Raw genomic sequence first — 15,641 nt, forward strand, 5'->3', positions numbered from 1 at the left:
AGGCCAAAATATTGACACAGCCTCAAGTAACTCAGCCGTAATTGTCCAACACTGTCTTTTTATCGTGTGTGAATATGGTGGGAATATGTAAATTGAGAGGATTATTGCCCTGACTCAGTGAATCTTGCTGATGAGTTGGGGTAAATTACGGGTTAACTATCAGGGGGACTTCCAAACCAATGCAGCAACGAATTCACACCAAAAACCGATTAACCAGCATTTTTATGATCTTGCTGGTGGTTTTTTCTGTGCTTCAGGTGTGTGCGATGCCTATTCGTTCTGCGCTCCAGACAAGTCTGAATAACCAGAATTCCATACATCATACAGTTGCTAACGACATTGGAATGGCTGAAATGCTGTCTCATGATTGCTGCCTGGCCGATGAACAGGCAGAAATGAGTGCAGCCTGCCAGGACTGTCATATCAGTGAAAAGGTTCTGAAGGTTTCATCGCCTGACAGCGTTAAGCCATCCTTTGCTCTTCTCTATCTGGTGTTTCAGGAGCTGCTGACAGTCAGTCATGATGTCCGTTTCTGGCAGATATTTATTGAGCCGGATATTCTTGTTTCCCTTCCCGCAATTTATCTGAAGAAAGTTTCTTTTCTGGAATAGTTCTCGATCATTACTTGATGGATTCAATGCAGTCTCCGGACTGTTGATGTAATGATTTAAGAGAGTGAACACTATGAAATTTATGAAAGCACTGGTTCTGGGCGCAGCCTTTACACTGAGCAGCTTTAACGCAGTAGCAGAAGAAGTCCTACCGGAAGTGACAGTCTACAAATCTCCCTCCTGTGGTTGCTGTACTGCCTGGGTTAAGCATATGGAGGAGAATGGCTTTAAGGTCACCAGCCATAATGTTCAGGATGTTACCCGATACAAAAATGCGGCAGGTGTCCCTGGTAATGCCCGTTCCTGTCATACGGCATTTGTCGGAGATTATGCAGTAGAAGGTCATGTTCCGGCAGAGGATGTTTTGAAGTTGCTTGAAGACAGGCCTGCAGATGTAAAAGGTCTGGCAGTTCCGGGTATGCCAATGGGTTCTCCGGGAATGGACTTCGGCCCTCAGAAGGATGAATACAAAGTCATCAGTTTTACCAAAGACGGTAAAACCAGTGTCTATGCTCAGCACTGACCACCTATGAATTCAACCATGGCTTGTCTGGCAAGCCATGGTTGAATTGAGTTTCAGGCTCCTAGCGTGGAATGTTGTTATGCAGCTCTTTCAAGTAGTAATCCCAGCCAGCCGAGTCTTCACCGTCATCTATTGCGATCAGCTGTCCTTTTCGATCAAAAATGGCCTGAAAAGGCACATACCTCATATTCACATCGTATCTGGCCCTGACATCACGAAAGTGCGTGTCGAAACGATCTATTTCAATGCGGGTAATAGCGACGTCTGTTCTTGCATTTAGAAGACGTTTGTCTCTTTTAGCCATGTTCTGACAAGGTTCGCAAGTCGGATCAGAAATAAAGATCACATTGATATAACCGGGTTTAAGCATTTCCTCGAAGGTATAAGGAGCATTAGGGAACTTATGGACGGTGACAGGGACCGCAGGCAGACCTGTCACACCTTCGTCATCTGCAACAGGCCACCTTTGGTAAACCATAAAACAGATAATTAACGCCAGAAAAGCTGTGATAACTGTTTTTACTGAAGAGTGACCGGTAACAACAGGTTCTTCCTTTTCTTGCCTGTAATCGACAGACTGTTCTTTTTGAGCCTGATACTTGGACATATAGATACCACAGCTTTCACAGACATCGTTGAACTCTGAATGAGGCTGTTTGTGTCGGCATTTTGGGCAAACCTGGGTGCTCTCTTTTTGCATCTCAAGAGGTTTGGTCGAGACAGGTTCAGCTGCAATAAGGTCAGGAGGGCCGGAAGATACTTTGTTTGCCTTCATGCCGCAGTTACTCAGCATCTGGATATAGGTATCAGCCTGCTCACTGGAAAGGTTCTTCTTAAGGGTAACTTGCCTGCCTGCTGAATCGCAGAGAGTAAAAATCTTGTCGAGAGTTTTTGAGGGTAAACTGAAGGCTTCGCCAAGAGCATTACGGGATTGGCTGATGGTCCAATCAGTTTCAAGATGGCCTTGAAATACTACCTTGTACTTCACAATAAACGTCCATTTTTTGTTCTATCGACGAAATATACACTCATTGTCGTTAAATTTCAGGTCAGAAATTATCTGACCTGAAAGGCTTGCTCTGGCATTTAATCACCCAGAGTCAGTGAGTCCAGAATGCCCATACCGCTGTGAATACCACCTTCATTTTCACTAGCTGGTTTACTGCGGATCAAATAACCTGCATAGCCATCAAAATCAGTGGCAGGCTTGCCTTGATAGTAAGCGGTAAATAGTCCTATCTCGCTGACCAGATTATTCACCTGACTCATCTGGCCATCTCGAACAGCAAGAGTTGGCTTTTCACGTTCATGGGGATACAGTCTTTGCATCAGGGCCCAGGCATCATACTGCTCTGGCGATAGCTGGCTTAGTTTGCTGCTGATATCGCTTCCAAAAATACAGTGCCCTCCGCCTTCGCCCTGATTTTTCAGAACCCATTCCTGTTTGTCTGCAAAGTCCTCAAACCACTCTATGGTCTCTGGGTTGATCGGCTTCATATCAGCCAGAACACTCTTAACCAGCTCAGCTTCATTCAAGCTGAGACCCCAGCGGGAATAGTCTTCTGCAGGCATTATGGTCAACAGCATCTGCATAGACTTGCTGGTGGCCAACTGTTGGCTGATGGTTGCGTTGACTGCGACATGGTGTCGTTCGATAAACAGTCGGGTTTCACTCAATGTGTGGCAGCAGACAGGTTCGTTTAATTCAGGGGCTTCATAATCACAAAATTGATAGCCGGCTCTAAGATAAACAACATCTATCGCACCAACACCTTCAAGTAAAAGGCGTTGGTTATCGCCGGAAGAAAGTTGGCTGCTTAATTGTTCAAAGGTACGTCTAATCGTGCGAATACCCTGTTTTTGCAGGGCAACTTCCAGTAAATGCTGATCGTAAACATTGTCTTCGTCTTTCTGAACAACCATCAGAAAGGTTGGGCTGGAAGCGTTTTTATCATCCAGCTGAAAGTGAGATCGAACATCTTTTGCGGCAATGACAATCGCATTGGTCAGTTGTTCCATTGCCTGATTTTCAGCAGCTCTGGAGTCACTGTTTTCCTGCCAGTGAGTAAATACGTCAGGCCATTGTTGTCTTATATAATCATGAAACTCTGTCGTGCGTTGACCAAAAGGCCCCATGCCGGCGGCAATCCCGTTGAACTCAATGACTCTGGCTCCGTGCTGGCGGTCATCCATAAAGTCTGTTCGCATGAGTAACAGGGGAAGCCTTGCCGGATTTTGCCTGTCTTCTACATTATTGCCATGAGCCTGTCGGTGCAGTGACATCAGTCGCTCAAAAAAAGGTTCAGCTCTGGCCATATCACTGAGTGATGACTGCAGGAAGTCATGATCTTCAGAGATGTTGCTGATAAGACGAGTAATAAGAGGCGTTACTTCGAGCAAGTGTTCGTAGGTTTTACGCTTTATGGCAATAGGGGCGAGACTGAATGGGCAATGTCTTGCTGTGTTATCGGCTTGTTTAAATGCTACGCCGTGCATGATGGCCCATTCGCAGGCATCCTGAATAACCTGCTGTGATACTGCTTCAATATTCATTGGTGAATTTAACAATTATGATCGGGGTTCTTAGGTGTGAAATCGGTAACACCGCCACGGCCAACCTCAACATCGCAACAGTTGGTAAAGTGTTCACGTAACAGTGCCCGGCCTCTTTGTATACGACTCTTGGAGCCAGAAAGGGAAAGCCCGAGTTCATCAGCTACTTTTTGCTGACTCATGCCTTCCAGTTCCGACATCTGTAAAGGTGTGCTGTATTTTTCTGGCAGTTCTTTCAGCAATGGAGCAAGGCAGCGGGACAGTTCCTGATGAGCTTTTTCTTCCTTATCTTCCTCAGGGGGTTCAATCGTTTCTGATAGCTCTTCCCAGTGTTTCTGTTGTCGAAAATGATCCATGATGGTGTTATGGGCAATACGATAAAGCCAGCCGCCAATGCTCTCTTCAGACTTGAGTTTGTGCAATTGCGAGTGAGCTTTCAGATAAACATCGTGCAGGATATCTTCAGCTGCTGTTGGGTCATCCACTTTCCTGTTGATATAGTGCAGTAATCGGCCTTTGTGTTCTTGCCAGTAGGATTCCATAACAACCTCGGAAAATATGTGATTTACCTGTAAACAAGTCTGCACTAATAGAGACGGGAAATGGTTGGAAAGGACGCAAAAAAAGTGGAAATAAATTTGATGGCTATGAATTAAATCAGTGGTTCCCTTATGAAAAGGGAAACCACTGACAATCAGAGAGGCTGTATCAGAAGGATGTTAGCGAACCATATGCAGGAAGTGCATATGTTTTTCGTACTGGTCAATAATATCGCCAATTACCTGTACACGGGTGTAACCCATGATGTCGTAATTTTGGCCACCTTCCTGAAGGAAGACTTCTGCGCGATAGTATTTGCTTTCATCTTCGTCGATATCTTCATCCACCATAAAGCTTGGCTGAAGATAACCACGAGGGAATACCTGATAAACAAAATCATGTTCATCACCGTGCAGCACGGTAAATTGAGGCTTCCCTTTGTTTTCGTCAACCTCAATGCTGCTCTCAACACCCTGCTTTTCCAGCTCACTGGCAACCGATTCCATGGCTGGAATCACGGTTTCAGTGATAAAGGTTCTTACATCCTTACGATGAGGGAAGTGAACCATATTGTTCAGACGTGCCTGCCACGGAATAGGCTTGTGGCCTACTTTAGGTGTCAGGGTTGTCTGAGCCAGACTCTCTTTCTTGGTTGCGTCGACTGCCAGAGCTTTTATCAAACCATAGGTGGAAAGTAGAAGAACAAAGGCAAAAGGCAAAGCAGCGGCAATAGTCGCTGTCTGAAGAGCCTTGAGTCCTCCAGCCAGCATTAACACCATAGCCACAATACCAATCAGGCAGGACCAGAAAACTCGCTGCCAGAGGGGGTTATGATCTTTGCCGCCGGAAGCCAGCATGTCGATAACCATGGCGCTGGAATCTGAAGAAGTTACAAAGAAAATAACGACCATAAGGGTAGCAATGAAGGAGAGCACTCCTGATAACGGGAAGTTCTCAAGAAATTTGAACAAAGCCAGGGAGACATCCTGTTGAACGACAGAGGCCAGTTCAGTCGCACCATGATTCATGATCAGATCAATGGATGTATTACCAAATACAGTCATCCACAGGAAAGTCAGTGTGGTGGGTACAAAGAGTACACCGCAGACAAATTCACGAATAGTTCGACCGCGGGAAATACGGGCGATAAACATACCCACGAATGGTGACCAGGATAACCACCACGCCCAGTACAGCAATGTCCAGCCGCCAAGCCAGTCGTTAGGTTCATAGGCAAACAGGTTAAAAGTCTTGTCGACAATATCTGAAAGGTATCCGCCAGTGTTTTGAACAAACATCTGCAATAGCAGAACCGTGGGGCCAAGCAGGACCACAAGACTCAGCAGAAATAATGCGAGCAGCAGGTTAATTTCGGACAGACGACGAATGCCTTTATCCAGTCCGGATGCAACAGAAAGTGTTGCCAGACCGGTAATGATAATAATCAGAATGACCTGGGTGTTGTTGCTGACTTCAACACCAAACAGGTAATTCAGACCGGAGTTGACTTGCAATGAGCCATAACCAAGGGAAGTGGCAACGCCGAATACAGTCCCAAGAATGGCAAAGATATCAATGGCGTGTCCGGCAACACCATAAATCCGGTCACCAATCAGTGGGTAGAGTGCTGATCTCAGGGTTAACGGCAAACCATGGCGATAGCCAAAGAAGGCGAGAATGAGTGCAACCATTGCATAGATTGCCCAGGCGTGAAGACCCCAATGGAAAAAGGTGGTTTTCATAGCTTCCCGGGCAGCTTCGACCGTCCCGGCATCACCTACTGGTGGTGACAGGAAGTGCATAACGGGTTCACCAACACCAAAAAACATCAGGCCGATGCCCATGCCGGCAGAGAACAGCATGGCAAACCATGAGCCAAAGCTGAAATCTGGCTCAGAGTGATCAGGACCCAGCTTGATGTCTCCGTAGCGCGATAGTCCAAGAAAGGCAACGCAGATCAGAATAATGCCTACTGATGCGATATAGAACCAGCCAGTGTTGGTCATCACGCTGTTCTGAATCGAGATGAAATAACGTTCAGCCAGCTTTGGGAAGAGTGCTGTACCGGCTACCAGTATGAATATCAGCAGAGCTGATCCCCAGAATACAGGAGGATTCAGGTTATGTCGGGGTGACGCTTGAGGGGGGTGTTGAGGTGTCTGTTCAGACATTAGCACGAAGGCTCCGTAGAGGTGGAAACAGCTTGATACCACTCCAGAAGTAATTATGACTCAATTCAGTACTAATCACTTCTGCGGCAAATGAAGGAGGAGAAGATTATACCTGTAAACATTAGACTTCAAAGGAAGTTTGTATTTAATATTGATATATGGCAAAAGAGACTCTCTTTTTTGGCTGGTTACTCAGTCTTTTAACGTGCAGTGAAATGAAATGACAGAACCCTGCTATTGGAATGACGTGCTCGTCTCTCTCAGGCAAATCATGCGTGCAACCGATTTGCACTCCAAGCGAATGATTAAGGAGTGTGGTTTGACCATTCCTCAGATCATGGTGCTAAGAGCGATAAAAATGTTGGGAGATGTGACAGTTCGCAGGGTGGCTCGAGAGGTATCTCTGAGTCAGGCGACAGTGACGACGATTCTCAATCGTCTGGAAGACCGTAAACTGATTGCTCGTGTACGCTGTGCCGGCGATAAACGCATCGTTAATGCTCGTTTAACAGAGGCCGGGCGTGAGATGCTGGCCGGTGCGCCGCCATTGCTTCACGAGAAGTTTATCAATCGTTTTGAATCCCTCGAAGACTGGGAGAAAACTCAGCTGTTATCAGCTCTTCAGCGGGTTGCATCAATGATGGATGCTGAAACCATTGATGCTGCTCCAGTGCTGGATATTGCCGCACTTACTCCCTGATTTTTCTGTTCTCTCAATCGCTTAAAGCTTCCTGAAACTACAAAATCAGCAGTGCTGGTTTTGTAGTCGATCGTCTTAAATAACTAAAGGTAATTTGAAGTCTAATTATTAGTTCTGTAACCTTGTGCCAGAATAAGGCACATAGAAATTATAAAAATGACAAGCAAAGATAGAACAAACGTATTCAAAACTGCTGGTACAGCAGCGCTTATCTCCCTTTCTGCACTGACCTTTTCCGGTCAAACCCTGGCCGCCGAATCCTGCGGAAAAGTCACCATTGCCGACATGAACTGGAACTCGGCTACTCTCATTGCCAACGTTGACCGCTTCATTCTTGAAAATGGTTTTGGCTGCAAAGCTGAACTGATTCCTGGCGATACTATGCCGACCAGTGCTTCAATGGTTGAGAAGGGTGAGCCGGATATAGCCCCTGAGATGTGGAGCAATGCTGTTAAAAAAGCTCTGGATAAAGGTGTTGCTGAAAAACGCTTGAGATACGCTGGTAAGTCACTGATTGATGGCGGTGAAGAAGGCTTCTGGGTACCTAAGTATCTGGTGGAAAAGTATCCGGAGATGGCCACCATTGAAGGTGTTAAAAAGCATGCTGCGATGTTCGAGCATCCCGAAAACCCAGACATGGGTGCTTTTTATGGTTGTCCGGCTGGCTGGAATTGTCAGACCACAGCAAGCAATCTGTTCAGAGCTCTAAAGTTGAAGAAGTCTGGTTTTGAACTGCTGGATCCAGGCTCAGGTGCTGGTCTTTCTGGTTCAATTGCAAAAGCTTATGAACGTAAAGAACCATGGTTCGGTTACTACTGGGCACCAACTGCGGTTCTTGGTAAGTACGAAATGGTGAAGGTAGATTTCGGAGCAGATGTTGATAAAACAGAGTTTCTGAAGTGTACGACTAATGATGATTGCCTTGAGCCAAAAGTCACTAGCTACCCACCTTCCCCTGTTCACACTATCACCACCGAATCTTTCGCTAGCAAAGCCCCTGCAGCTTATGAGTATCTGCAGAAACGTTCTTTCACCAATGCTGAGTTGAACCGTCTGCTGGCATGGATGGAAGAAAATCAGGCTGATGGTGAAATCACTATGGAATACTTCCTGAAAAACAGTAATGAATGGAAGGGCTGGGTATCTGACAAAACAGCGGAAAGAGTCAGCAAGGCACTGGCTAAGCTCTAATTCGGGGCGGTTATGAGCAAAAGAAATGCAGCTTTTACTGTTATCACGGTGAAGGCTGTTTTTTTCACAATATAAGAAGAGCAGGTGGCAGTATGTCTGAGAAGTCCTGGTTTACAGAATTCCCGGCGATGGAGCGCGCTGATCTGGTTTCTATCCGTAAAACAATGGATGGAGCCTATCGTGAATTCTCCCGGGAATACGGAGACATCATCGAGTCTCTGTTTGATCCCCTATTAAGTTTTTTGATCTGGTTTGAACAGCTGTTACTGCAATCTCCATGGTTGCTGGTATTAGGCTGTTTGACTGGCCTCGTCTATCTTGCCAGCCGTTCCTGGAAGTTATCCCTCAGTGTTGTCGTCGCTATGTCGCTGATCGGCTATTTCGGCATGTGGGACAACACTATGCGCACCCTGAGCATGATCACTGTCTGCACTATGCTGGCTATTGTGCTGGGCATTCCTATTGGTATCGCCATGGCCCGCTCTGACCGGGTGCAGAAAGTAGTAACACCGATGCTGGATATTATGCAGACCATGCCAGCTTTCGTGTACCTGATTCCTGTCGTTATGTTGCTGGGCATTGGTAAAATTCCAGGATTGATTGCCGTCATCATCTACGCAATCCCTCCCGTTATTCGTCTGACCAACCTGGGTATCAGGCTGGTGGATAAAGAAGTGCTGGAAGCAGCCACAGCTTACGGCGCAACGTCTACACAAAGGCTGCTCGGTGTTCAGCTGCCGCTGGCGATGCCAACCATAATGGCCGGTATTAACCAGACCATTATGATGGCTCTTGCCATGGTGGTTATTGCCTCTATGATCGGTGTGAAAGGTCTGGGTCAGCCAGTACTCAAGTCTATTACTAACCAGTACTTCACATTGGGCCTGTTGAATGGCCTGGCTATTGTTGTGCTAGCGATTATCTTTGACCGAGTGTCCCAGGCATGGGCCAATCGAACCCAGAAACATCTAGGGGAGACTGCTCATGGCTGAACAGGCGCTGATTGAGGTTCGTAACCTCTATAAGGTTTTTGGTAAGAAGGCCAGGCAGGTGATGTCCTCGGTTCATAAAGGAACCGGTAAGGATGAGTTGCTGGCTGAAACAGGTCATACCCTTGGACTGCGAGACATCAACCTGAGCGTTAAGCGCGGTGAAATCTTTGTCGTCATGGGTTTGTCCGGCTCTGGCAAGTCGACACTGATCAGACACTTTAACCGTCTGATTGAGCCTACTGAAGGTCAGATCCTGGTTGATGGCACTGACGTTACCAAGCTGAACAAGAAAGAGCTGGAGCAATTCAGACGTCACAAGATGTCTATGGTGTTCCAGCGCTTTGGACTGCTGCCGCACAAAACCGTTCTGGATAACGTTGCCTACGGTTTGTCTGTGCAGGGTATGGATAAGTCTGAACGTAATCGCAAAGCAACCGAATGGCTGGAAACCGTTGGCCTGAAAGGCTACGAGAGTCAGTACCCTTCTCAATTGTCTGGTGGTCAGCAACAGCGTGTTGGTCTCGCTCGAGCACTTTGTACCGATGCTGAAATCCTGCTGATGGATGAAGCCTTCTCGGCTTTGGATCCACTGATTCGCAGTGAGATGCAGGATCAGTTGATTGAGCTGCAGGCAAAGCTGCACAAGACCATTATCTTTATTACTCACGATCTCGATGAAGCTCTGCGATTGGGTGATCGAATCGTCATTCTTAAAGATGGTGAACTGGTTCAGATGGGCAGACCGGAAGAGATTCTGCTGCAGCCTGCTACTGATTATGTTGAAGCCTTTGTTAAGGACGTAAACAGAGCCAGAGCACTGACCGTTGAAACTGTTATGCAGCCGCCACTGAACAGAATTTCTGCCAGCACTATCGGTGGTGCTCTTGAGCAGATGAGGAAGCTGCCTGAAAATTATGGCTACTACTTCAGCGATAAGGGTTATCAGGGCATTGTTCTGCAGGAAGCACTGGAAGAAGCGGCAAAAACCAACGCTGATGGTTCTCTAAAGGACGATATGGTGGAAGAGCTGGATGCAATTTCCCCTGACGCCATTCTGGAAAGTATTATTCCGGATACCATGGAAACAGAATACCCGCTGCCAGTGGTTGATTCCGATGGAGAGCTTCAGGGTGAACTTTGTCGTTCAGACCTGATTGAAGTATTGAGTGACGCAAATACTCAAGCGGCTTAATTCAATGATCCGCTGAATACATCTTATCCCGTCTCAAGCGGGATGAGATGTCTGAAGAAAAAACATTTTTTCAATGAGAAATTCAGACAGTTCTCTATATGAATAAAAAATGTGATTAACATCTCATAAATGACGTTATAATATCCCCGCCTTAATGGTCATGCTACTCACTGGATGAGTAAATCAAGCTGGCTACCATAAATTAATAACGTATCTACATACGCAGGGAACAGTATGTCTTCTAACTTATTCAAAGGGCTTTCTGCCCTGATCCTTTTCTCATTTCTGACCGGTTGTGCCAGCCACTCCCAGCACTTCAAGCGTGATGCTATCTGTACCGTTGTTGGTGCTGGTGTTGGCGGTGTTGCCAATGGCAATGATTCTGACGACCGTGTTAAAGGCGCTATCGGTGGCGCTCTGGTTGGTGCCCTGCTTTGCCACGTAATGGATGGCGATGCTGATGGTGACGGCGTGAAAGACAGTCAGGACCAATGCCCGGCTACTCCAATGGGTAAGGCTGTTGATGAAGTTGGTTGTGCCCTGGATAAAGACGAAGATGGCGTAGTGAACGCTCAGGACATGTGTCCTGCTACTCCTAAAGGCGACGTTGTAGATCAGAAGGGCTGTACTGTTAAGAAGCAGGTTGCTCAGGTTAAAGTTCTGGACGATGACCGTGACGGTGTTCTGAACAACATCGATCAGTGCGCAGATACCCCGCTGGGCGCAGCTGTAGATGCCAAGGGTTGCCCTGTTGTTGTTAAAGTTAACCTGCAAGGTGTTGGCTTCAAGTTTAACTCTGCAGACCTGACTGAAGGTGCAAAAACTGTTCTGGCCAAGCAGGCCAAGGCACTGAAAGAAAACCCACTGCTGAGAGTCAGCGTGACAGGCCACACTGATTCCGATGGCGATGCAGCTTACAACAAGTCCCTGTCTTTTGACCGTGCGACTTCTGTAGCCAAATTCCTGGAAGAGCAGGGCATTGACCAGTCTATCTTCAAGGTAGTTGGTGCCGGTGAAGAGCAGCCAATTGCTGACAACACCACTCTGGCTGGTAAAGCCAAAAACCGTCGTGTAGAGCTGGGAATTATTTCCGAGTAATACCTGACTGCCGGCTTCAACTGCTTTGTTGAAGCCGGTTTCATTTCAAATATTCTTTAATCTATTTATCAGCCACATCAAAAACTGCTGATAACCTTCCTCAGAAAAATTTCCGGAATACTGATTCATAAAACCATGAAGGTAATGGCTTTCAGTCAGTCTGATATTACGTCTTCCTTTCAAGTCATCATGCAACTGTTGAATAGAAAAGTGCGGCTCAAACTCTGGCAGGATTAACGTAATAGGACATTCAGGCTGGATGTTCAATTCATGCCGAACTTGAGAACCATAAAAGCAAAATGCAGCTTTTATCCGTTCTGATTTAGTGGACTCGGACAGTTTCCATATAGCGCTGGCTCCAACACTGAACCCTGTTAAAACAACGGGATGCTCAATAGCATCAAGCTGTCTTTTAAGGTGAGAGCAGTAATTCTCTAACCCTACTTCAGTGCAGAAGTAGTTATAGGCCTGCTGTTCACTGTCAAAACCCATAAACCGGCCGTTGTATGGATCAACAGTATCGGTAGAGACAGGCATGGCATTCGCCAACTCATCCAGTGCAGGTGTTCTGCCAAAAATATCAGCAACTATCAGGTGCTGAATCATCAGCGGCCGCCAGCAATATCGGTAAACGACCCTGTGATGTAGGACGCTTCATCAGACAGCAGCCATGCAATGCTATTAGCAACTTCTTCCGCTGTGCCACCGCGTTGCAAAGGAAGTGAGCTTTTCAATCGATCAACGCGACCGGGTTCACCACCATCGGCGTGCATATCGGTATAAATAAGGCCGGGTCGAACGCAGTTTACTCGAATTCCCTCACCCGCAACTTCATTGCTCAGGCCACGGGTGAGAGTATCAATAGCGCCTTTAGAAGCAGCGTAATCCACATATTCATTGGCAGCACCGATTCGTGAAGCGGCAGAAGAAACGTTAACAATGGCTCCGCCATTACCACCATTCTTGATAGCCATGCGCTTAACCGCTTCACGACAGCAAAGGAAATAACTGGTGATATTGGTGGTCATCATTCGATTGATGCGTTCAGCTGACATTTCTTCTACGGTCGTTTGAGGAAGAAGGATTGCGGCATTATTGACCAGAGCAGTAACAGCACCAAGCAGGTCATCAATGGTAGTGAACAATCGAACGACATCCTCTTCCTGTGATACATCTGCCTGCACAGCTATAACATTCACTTCATGGCTTTGAAGTTCTTCAGCAAGGCGTTCTGCCTGTTCAGCATTCTTGAGATAGTTGATGCAGATATCGTAGCCTTTTTCAGCCAGTAGTCTGGCTGAGGCTGCGCCGATGCCACGGCTGGAACCGGTAATAAGAGCGACTTTCTTCATGATTCTCTAGTTGTTGTTATAGCTTGATAATTTGTCAGTTGTACTTGCTGCCTTGTCAGGCAAACAGCCTTACTTCCTGTATTAATCTGAGTGTGTCTCAGGGAGAGAAGTCAGGGGGAGTGACTCATGTATGCAATGAGCAGTGTTTTCTGTAACAAGCATAACATGCCGAAGCTGAGTATGAATCAAGCCATATCTGGAGCTTGTGAAAGCATTACCAGCTATATGGCCTTTGGCAGAAAAGCGACTGTTGCTACAGGTAAATCACTGTTTGGTGCTACCGGATATGCATTGAGTGCTTTAAATACTTTGAACCCGGTTAACCTTACCGTCAGATATGCTCCTTCCATCATTGCAACGCCTGTTCGGTATGTTGGTGAGGAAGTGCAAGGATTTGCTGCACACCTATTGAATCCCCGACAGTCCCTCTGTGAAGCAATGGAGTATTTTGCCAAGAAACCGGATCGATTGGCGCGTTTGCTCCAGGCTCTGGGTGTACCCATTGACCCAACGACTATGACCATTTTCAAAGTAGAAAGCACTATGGATAAAGTCGAAAAGCTTTTTCCGGATATGCTTGCAGGTAAAATGAATATGAGTAAGGTGACGACAAGTAATGTCGAGCGGCTGCGTGGAAAAATAATCCTCAGCGTAATTAAGGCTCTGATCGATGGTGGGGAAGACTTTACGGAAGATATGCTGAAATACATTCCACGGTTGTTTATGCATTCGGGAGAAAGAGCAGTAGTCAAAACACTGATGAAAGCAGCGGGCTGACTACCGCATAGACTAATTGAGAACGCCCCCTGGTTATCGAGCCAGTTGATGTAACTTGTCATCTTTGTGAAGCCATTGCATTGCAACAACAGCAGCGACAAAAATCAGTCCAACAAAACCATAGCCCGCTGGGTCAAACATCAGTAATGGCATACAGGCCAGACAAACCAGTCTTTCGACTAGAGTCAATTTCCGCAACAGATACCCTTCAATGCCCAGCGCCATAGCGACAATAATGGCCAGAGTCATCAATACGCTGAGAATAAACTCAAAGGTCTCTCCGCCAGTATTGATCAAACCTGAATAAGCCATCATCAGTGGAATCACAAACAACCCTGCTGCAAGTTTGAACGCTTCAACAGAGGACTTCATCGGGTTGGCATTAGCAACACCAGCGCCCGCAAAGGCTGCAAGAGCGATAGGTGGAGTGACGTTAGACGTCTGTGACAGCCAGAACACCAGCAGGTGAGAGGTCAGCAGTGGTAAGCCAAAGTCGCCTAACAGGGGCACAGCCATAACAGCCAGAACAATATAAGCTGCGGTTACCGGCAAACCCATTCCAAGCACCAGTGCAACAAGGCTGATCAGCAGCAGTGCGGTAAACATATAACCGCCGGAAAGCTCAGTCACGAACTGGGTAAACTGCAGACCAATGCCTGTTTGTCCCACCACGCCAACGATGATTCCCGCTGAAGCACAGGCCACAGAAATGGGCAGTGCCAGAAGTGCACCTGCCTTCATACCTTCCATGACCTTTCTGATACCAATACGACTGTGAGAGCGCAGAGCAGCGGTGACAATGATAGCCGCACAACCCGCTACACCAACCAGCAACGGTGAAAATGCCATCAATAACAATGTGGTAATCAGAATCAGCGGTAACAGAAAGTGTGCGCCCTGTTTCATAACAGACCATGCGGCTTCGGTCTTTTCTGCCGCACTGAGATTCAGTTTGCAGGCCATGATGTGAACGTACAACAGAGTACAGAAAAAATAGAGAATGGCCGGAGCAATGGAAGCCAGCATTATTTCGCTGTATGGCACACCGGTAAACTGAGCCATAACAAAAGCTCCGGCACCCATAATAGGTGGCATAATTTGTCCACCTGTAGAAGCAGCAGCTTCAATACCGGCGGCCTGCTCAGGTTTATAACCGAGCTTCTTCATCATGGGTATAGTGATAGAGCCGGTGGTTACTGTATTGGCGATAGCGGAACCGGAGATAGAACCCAAGCCAGCTGAGGCTATAACCGCAGCCTTGGCTGGTCCTCCACGATATTTTCCAGCAATGGAAAAAGCCAGATCGATAAAGAACTTACCTGCGCCGGTGACTTCCAGAAAAGCGCCGAACAATACGAAGATGAAAACAGTGGTAGCGGCAATACCAAGAGCCGAACCAAAAATACCGTTACTGGAATAAATCTGGAACTGAATCAGCTCCTGCAAAGAGTAAGCTTTAGTAGCAAGTACTCCAGGCAAGAGATTGCCAAAAGCACTGTAGGCAAAGAAGGTCATGGCAATGGCCACCATTACCCAGCCAACCGTGCGACGACAGGCTTCCATCAACAGAAAGATACTGGCACAGCCAGCGATCAGGTTGATGTTGCTAAGGCCATAGAGAAGATAGTTAATATCGTTGTAGTCAAAGCTGACAATTAGATACCCGGAAGCAACTGAAGCAATGGCCAGCCCGAGATCCAGAAAGCGGGAAGGAAGAAACAGCTTATGCTGCTCGTCTTTAATTAACGGGTAATAAAGAAAAATCAGTACCATCACCCAGCTGAGGTGTGCTGGTCGGAAATAGGTGGCAGAAATGGTGGAGGTGGTTCCCTGCCAGATCTGAAAGGCAGAAAGTGAGACAGCCAAAAGAAAGATAAGCCATCCTGACAACTTCAGCACTGCTCTGGTCATTAGAGACTTCCTTGCTTTTTATAATTAGTC

At 46.9% G+C, this 15,641-nt stretch carries 15 protein-coding genes; 8 read left to right on the plus strand and 7 right to left on the minus strand.

What is annotated here, in order from left to right; all coding sequences use genetic code 11:
• Positions 1 to 179: 179 nt before the first annotated feature.
• A complete protein-coding gene (locus EOPP23_RS00225; RefSeq protein WP_153763968.1) occupies positions 180 to 611 on the plus strand; it encodes a hypothetical protein in 432 nt (143 codons plus the stop codon).
• Positions 612 to 684: 73 nt separating this feature from the next.
• Positions 685 to 1,134 carry a DUF411 domain-containing protein gene (locus EOPP23_RS00230; RefSeq protein ID WP_228550509.1) on the plus strand — a complete coding sequence of 150 codons (450 nt, stop codon included), beginning with the start codon at positions 685 to 687 and terminating at the stop codon, positions 1,132 to 1,134.
• Positions 1,135 to 1,195: 61 nt separating this feature from the next.
• Here EOPP23_RS00230 and EOPP23_RS00235 read toward each other — a convergent pair whose 3' ends face one another.
• From EOPP23_RS00235 to EOPP23_RS00250, 4 genes are all read right to left on the minus strand, one after another.
• Positions 1,196 to 2,122 carry a hypothetical protein gene (locus tag EOPP23_RS00235; protein ID WP_153763969.1) on the minus strand — a complete coding sequence of 309 codons (927 nt, stop codon included), beginning with the start codon at positions 2,120 to 2,122 and terminating at the stop codon, positions 1,196 to 1,198.
• 98 nt (positions 2,123 to 2,220) lie between these two features.
• Positions 2,221 to 3,687 carry a glutathione synthase gene (locus tag EOPP23_RS00240; RefSeq protein WP_153763970.1) on the minus strand — a complete coding sequence of 489 codons (1,467 nt, stop codon included), beginning with the start codon at positions 3,685 to 3,687 and terminating at the stop codon, positions 2,221 to 2,223.
• Positions 3,688 to 3,695: 8 nt separating this feature from the next.
• Positions 3,696 to 4,229: an RNA polymerase sigma factor SigZ gene (sigZ, locus tag EOPP23_RS00245; RefSeq protein WP_153763971.1), complete on the minus strand. Its 534-nt coding sequence runs from the start codon at positions 4,227 to 4,229 to the stop codon at positions 3,696 to 3,698.
• 177 nt (positions 4,230 to 4,406) lie between these two features.
• Entirely contained in the window at positions 4,407 to 6,398 is a 1,992-nt protein-coding gene (locus EOPP23_RS00250; protein WP_153763972.1) for a choline BCCT transporter BetT, read from the minus strand.
• Positions 6,399 to 6,669: 271 nt separating this feature from the next.
• On the opposite strand from EOPP23_RS00250, the gene EOPP23_RS00255 reads away from it, so the two are divergent.
• From EOPP23_RS00255 to EOPP23_RS00275, 5 genes are all read left to right on the plus strand, one after another.
• Positions 6,670 to 7,098, plus strand: coding sequence for a MarR family winged helix-turn-helix transcriptional regulator (locus EOPP23_RS00255; protein WP_370514566.1), 429 nt, complete (start codon positions 6,670 to 6,672; stop codon positions 7,096 to 7,098).
• 156 nt (positions 7,099 to 7,254) lie between these two features.
• Positions 7,255 to 8,289, plus strand: coding sequence for an ABC transporter substrate-binding protein (locus EOPP23_RS00260; protein ID WP_153763974.1), 1,035 nt, complete (start codon positions 7,255 to 7,257; stop codon positions 8,287 to 8,289).
• 92 nt (positions 8,290 to 8,381) lie between these two features.
• Complete coding sequence (locus EOPP23_RS00265) at positions 8,382 to 9,281, plus strand: proline/glycine betaine ABC transporter permease (RefSeq protein ID WP_153763975.1); 900 nt, start codon at positions 8,382 to 8,384, stop codon at positions 9,279 to 9,281.
• Positions 9,274 to 10,473 (plus strand): glycine betaine/L-proline ABC transporter ATP-binding protein, encoded by a 1,200-nt coding sequence (locus tag EOPP23_RS00270; RefSeq protein WP_153763976.1) that lies wholly within the window; start codon positions 9,274 to 9,276, stop codon positions 10,471 to 10,473. The genes EOPP23_RS00265 and EOPP23_RS00270 overlap by 8 nt, the downstream gene beginning before the upstream one ends.
• 234 nt (positions 10,474 to 10,707) lie before the next feature.
• Positions 10,708 to 11,571, plus strand: a complete 864-nt coding sequence (locus EOPP23_RS00275; RefSeq protein ID WP_153763977.1) for an OmpA family protein — start codon at positions 10,708 to 10,710, stop codon at positions 11,569 to 11,571.
• A 45-nt stretch (positions 11,572 to 11,616) separates the two neighbouring features.
• On the opposite strand, the gene EOPP23_RS00280 is transcribed toward EOPP23_RS00275, so the two are convergent.
• Both EOPP23_RS00280 and EOPP23_RS00285 read right to left on the minus strand, forming a co-directional pair.
• A complete protein-coding gene (locus EOPP23_RS00280; protein WP_153763978.1) occupies positions 11,617 to 12,177 on the minus strand; it encodes a dienelactone hydrolase family protein in 561 nt (186 codons plus the stop codon).
• On the minus strand, positions 12,177 to 12,923 hold the full coding sequence (locus EOPP23_RS00285; RefSeq protein ID WP_153763979.1) for an SDR family oxidoreductase: 747 nt from the start codon (positions 12,921 to 12,923) through the stop codon (positions 12,177 to 12,179). Before EOPP23_RS00285 ends, EOPP23_RS00280 begins: the two co-directional genes overlap by 1 nt.
• Positions 12,924 to 13,103: 180 nt before the next feature.
• On the opposite strand from EOPP23_RS00285, the gene EOPP23_RS00290 reads away from it, so the two are divergent.
• Positions 13,104 to 13,700, plus strand: coding sequence for a hypothetical protein (locus tag EOPP23_RS00290; protein WP_153763980.1), 597 nt, complete (start codon positions 13,104 to 13,106; stop codon positions 13,698 to 13,700).
• 33 nt (positions 13,701 to 13,733) lie between these two features.
• Here the strand turns inward: EOPP23_RS00290 and EOPP23_RS00295 are convergent, their stop codons facing one another.
• Entirely contained in the window at positions 13,734 to 15,611 is a 1,878-nt protein-coding gene (locus EOPP23_RS00295) for a TRAP transporter fused permease subunit (RefSeq protein WP_153763981.1), read from the minus strand.
• Positions 15,612 to 15,641: the final 30 nt, after the last annotated feature.

The sequence above is a fragment of the Endozoicomonas sp. OPT23 genome, from assembly GCF_009653635.1.
Taxonomy (GTDB): domain Bacteria; phylum Pseudomonadota; class Gammaproteobacteria; order Pseudomonadales; family Endozoicomonadaceae; genus Endozoicomonas_A.

Excerpts from the sequence above, each read along its gene's own strand:
- EOPP23_RS00225 (WP_153763968.1), top strand. The coding sequence starts at position 180 with ATGCAGCAACGAATTCACACCAAAAACCGATTAACCAGCATTTTTATG.
- EOPP23_RS00230 (WP_228550509.1), top strand. The coding sequence starts at position 685 with ATGAAATTTATGAAAGCACTGGTTCTGGGCGCAGCCTTTACACTGAGC.
- EOPP23_RS00240 (WP_153763970.1), bottom strand. The coding sequence starts at position 3,687 with ATGAATATTGAAGCAGTATCACAGCAGGTTATTCAGGATGCCTGCGAA.
- sigZ (WP_153763971.1), bottom strand. The coding sequence starts at position 4,229 with ATGGAATCCTACTGGCAAGAACACAAAGGCCGATTACTGCACTATATC.
- EOPP23_RS00250 (WP_153763972.1), bottom strand. The coding sequence starts at position 6,398 with ATGTCTGAACAGACACCTCAACACCCCCCTCAAGCGTCACCCCGACAT.
- EOPP23_RS00255 (WP_370514566.1), top strand. The coding sequence starts at position 6,670 with ATGCGTGCAACCGATTTGCACTCCAAGCGAATGATTAAGGAGTGTGGT.
- EOPP23_RS00260 (WP_153763974.1), top strand. The coding sequence starts at position 7,255 with ATGACAAGCAAAGATAGAACAAACGTATTCAAAACTGCTGGTACAGCA.
- EOPP23_RS00265 (WP_153763975.1), top strand. The coding sequence starts at position 8,382 with ATGTCTGAGAAGTCCTGGTTTACAGAATTCCCGGCGATGGAGCGCGCT.
- EOPP23_RS00270 (WP_153763976.1), top strand. The coding sequence starts at position 9,274 with ATGGCTGAACAGGCGCTGATTGAGGTTCGTAACCTCTATAAGGTTTTT.
- EOPP23_RS00275 (WP_153763977.1), top strand. The coding sequence starts at position 10,708 with ATGTCTTCTAACTTATTCAAAGGGCTTTCTGCCCTGATCCTTTTCTCA.
- EOPP23_RS00280 (WP_153763978.1), bottom strand. The coding sequence starts at position 12,177 with ATGATTCAGCACCTGATAGTTGCTGATATTTTTGGCAGAACACCTGCA.
- EOPP23_RS00285 (WP_153763979.1), bottom strand. The coding sequence starts at position 12,923 with ATGAAGAAAGTCGCTCTTATTACCGGTTCCAGCCGTGGCATCGGCGCA.
- EOPP23_RS00290 (WP_153763980.1), top strand. The coding sequence starts at position 13,104 with ATGAATCAAGCCATATCTGGAGCTTGTGAAAGCATTACCAGCTATATG.
- EOPP23_RS00295 (WP_153763981.1), bottom strand. The coding sequence starts at position 15,611 with ATGACCAGAGCAGTGCTGAAGTTGTCAGGATGGCTTATCTTTCTTTTG.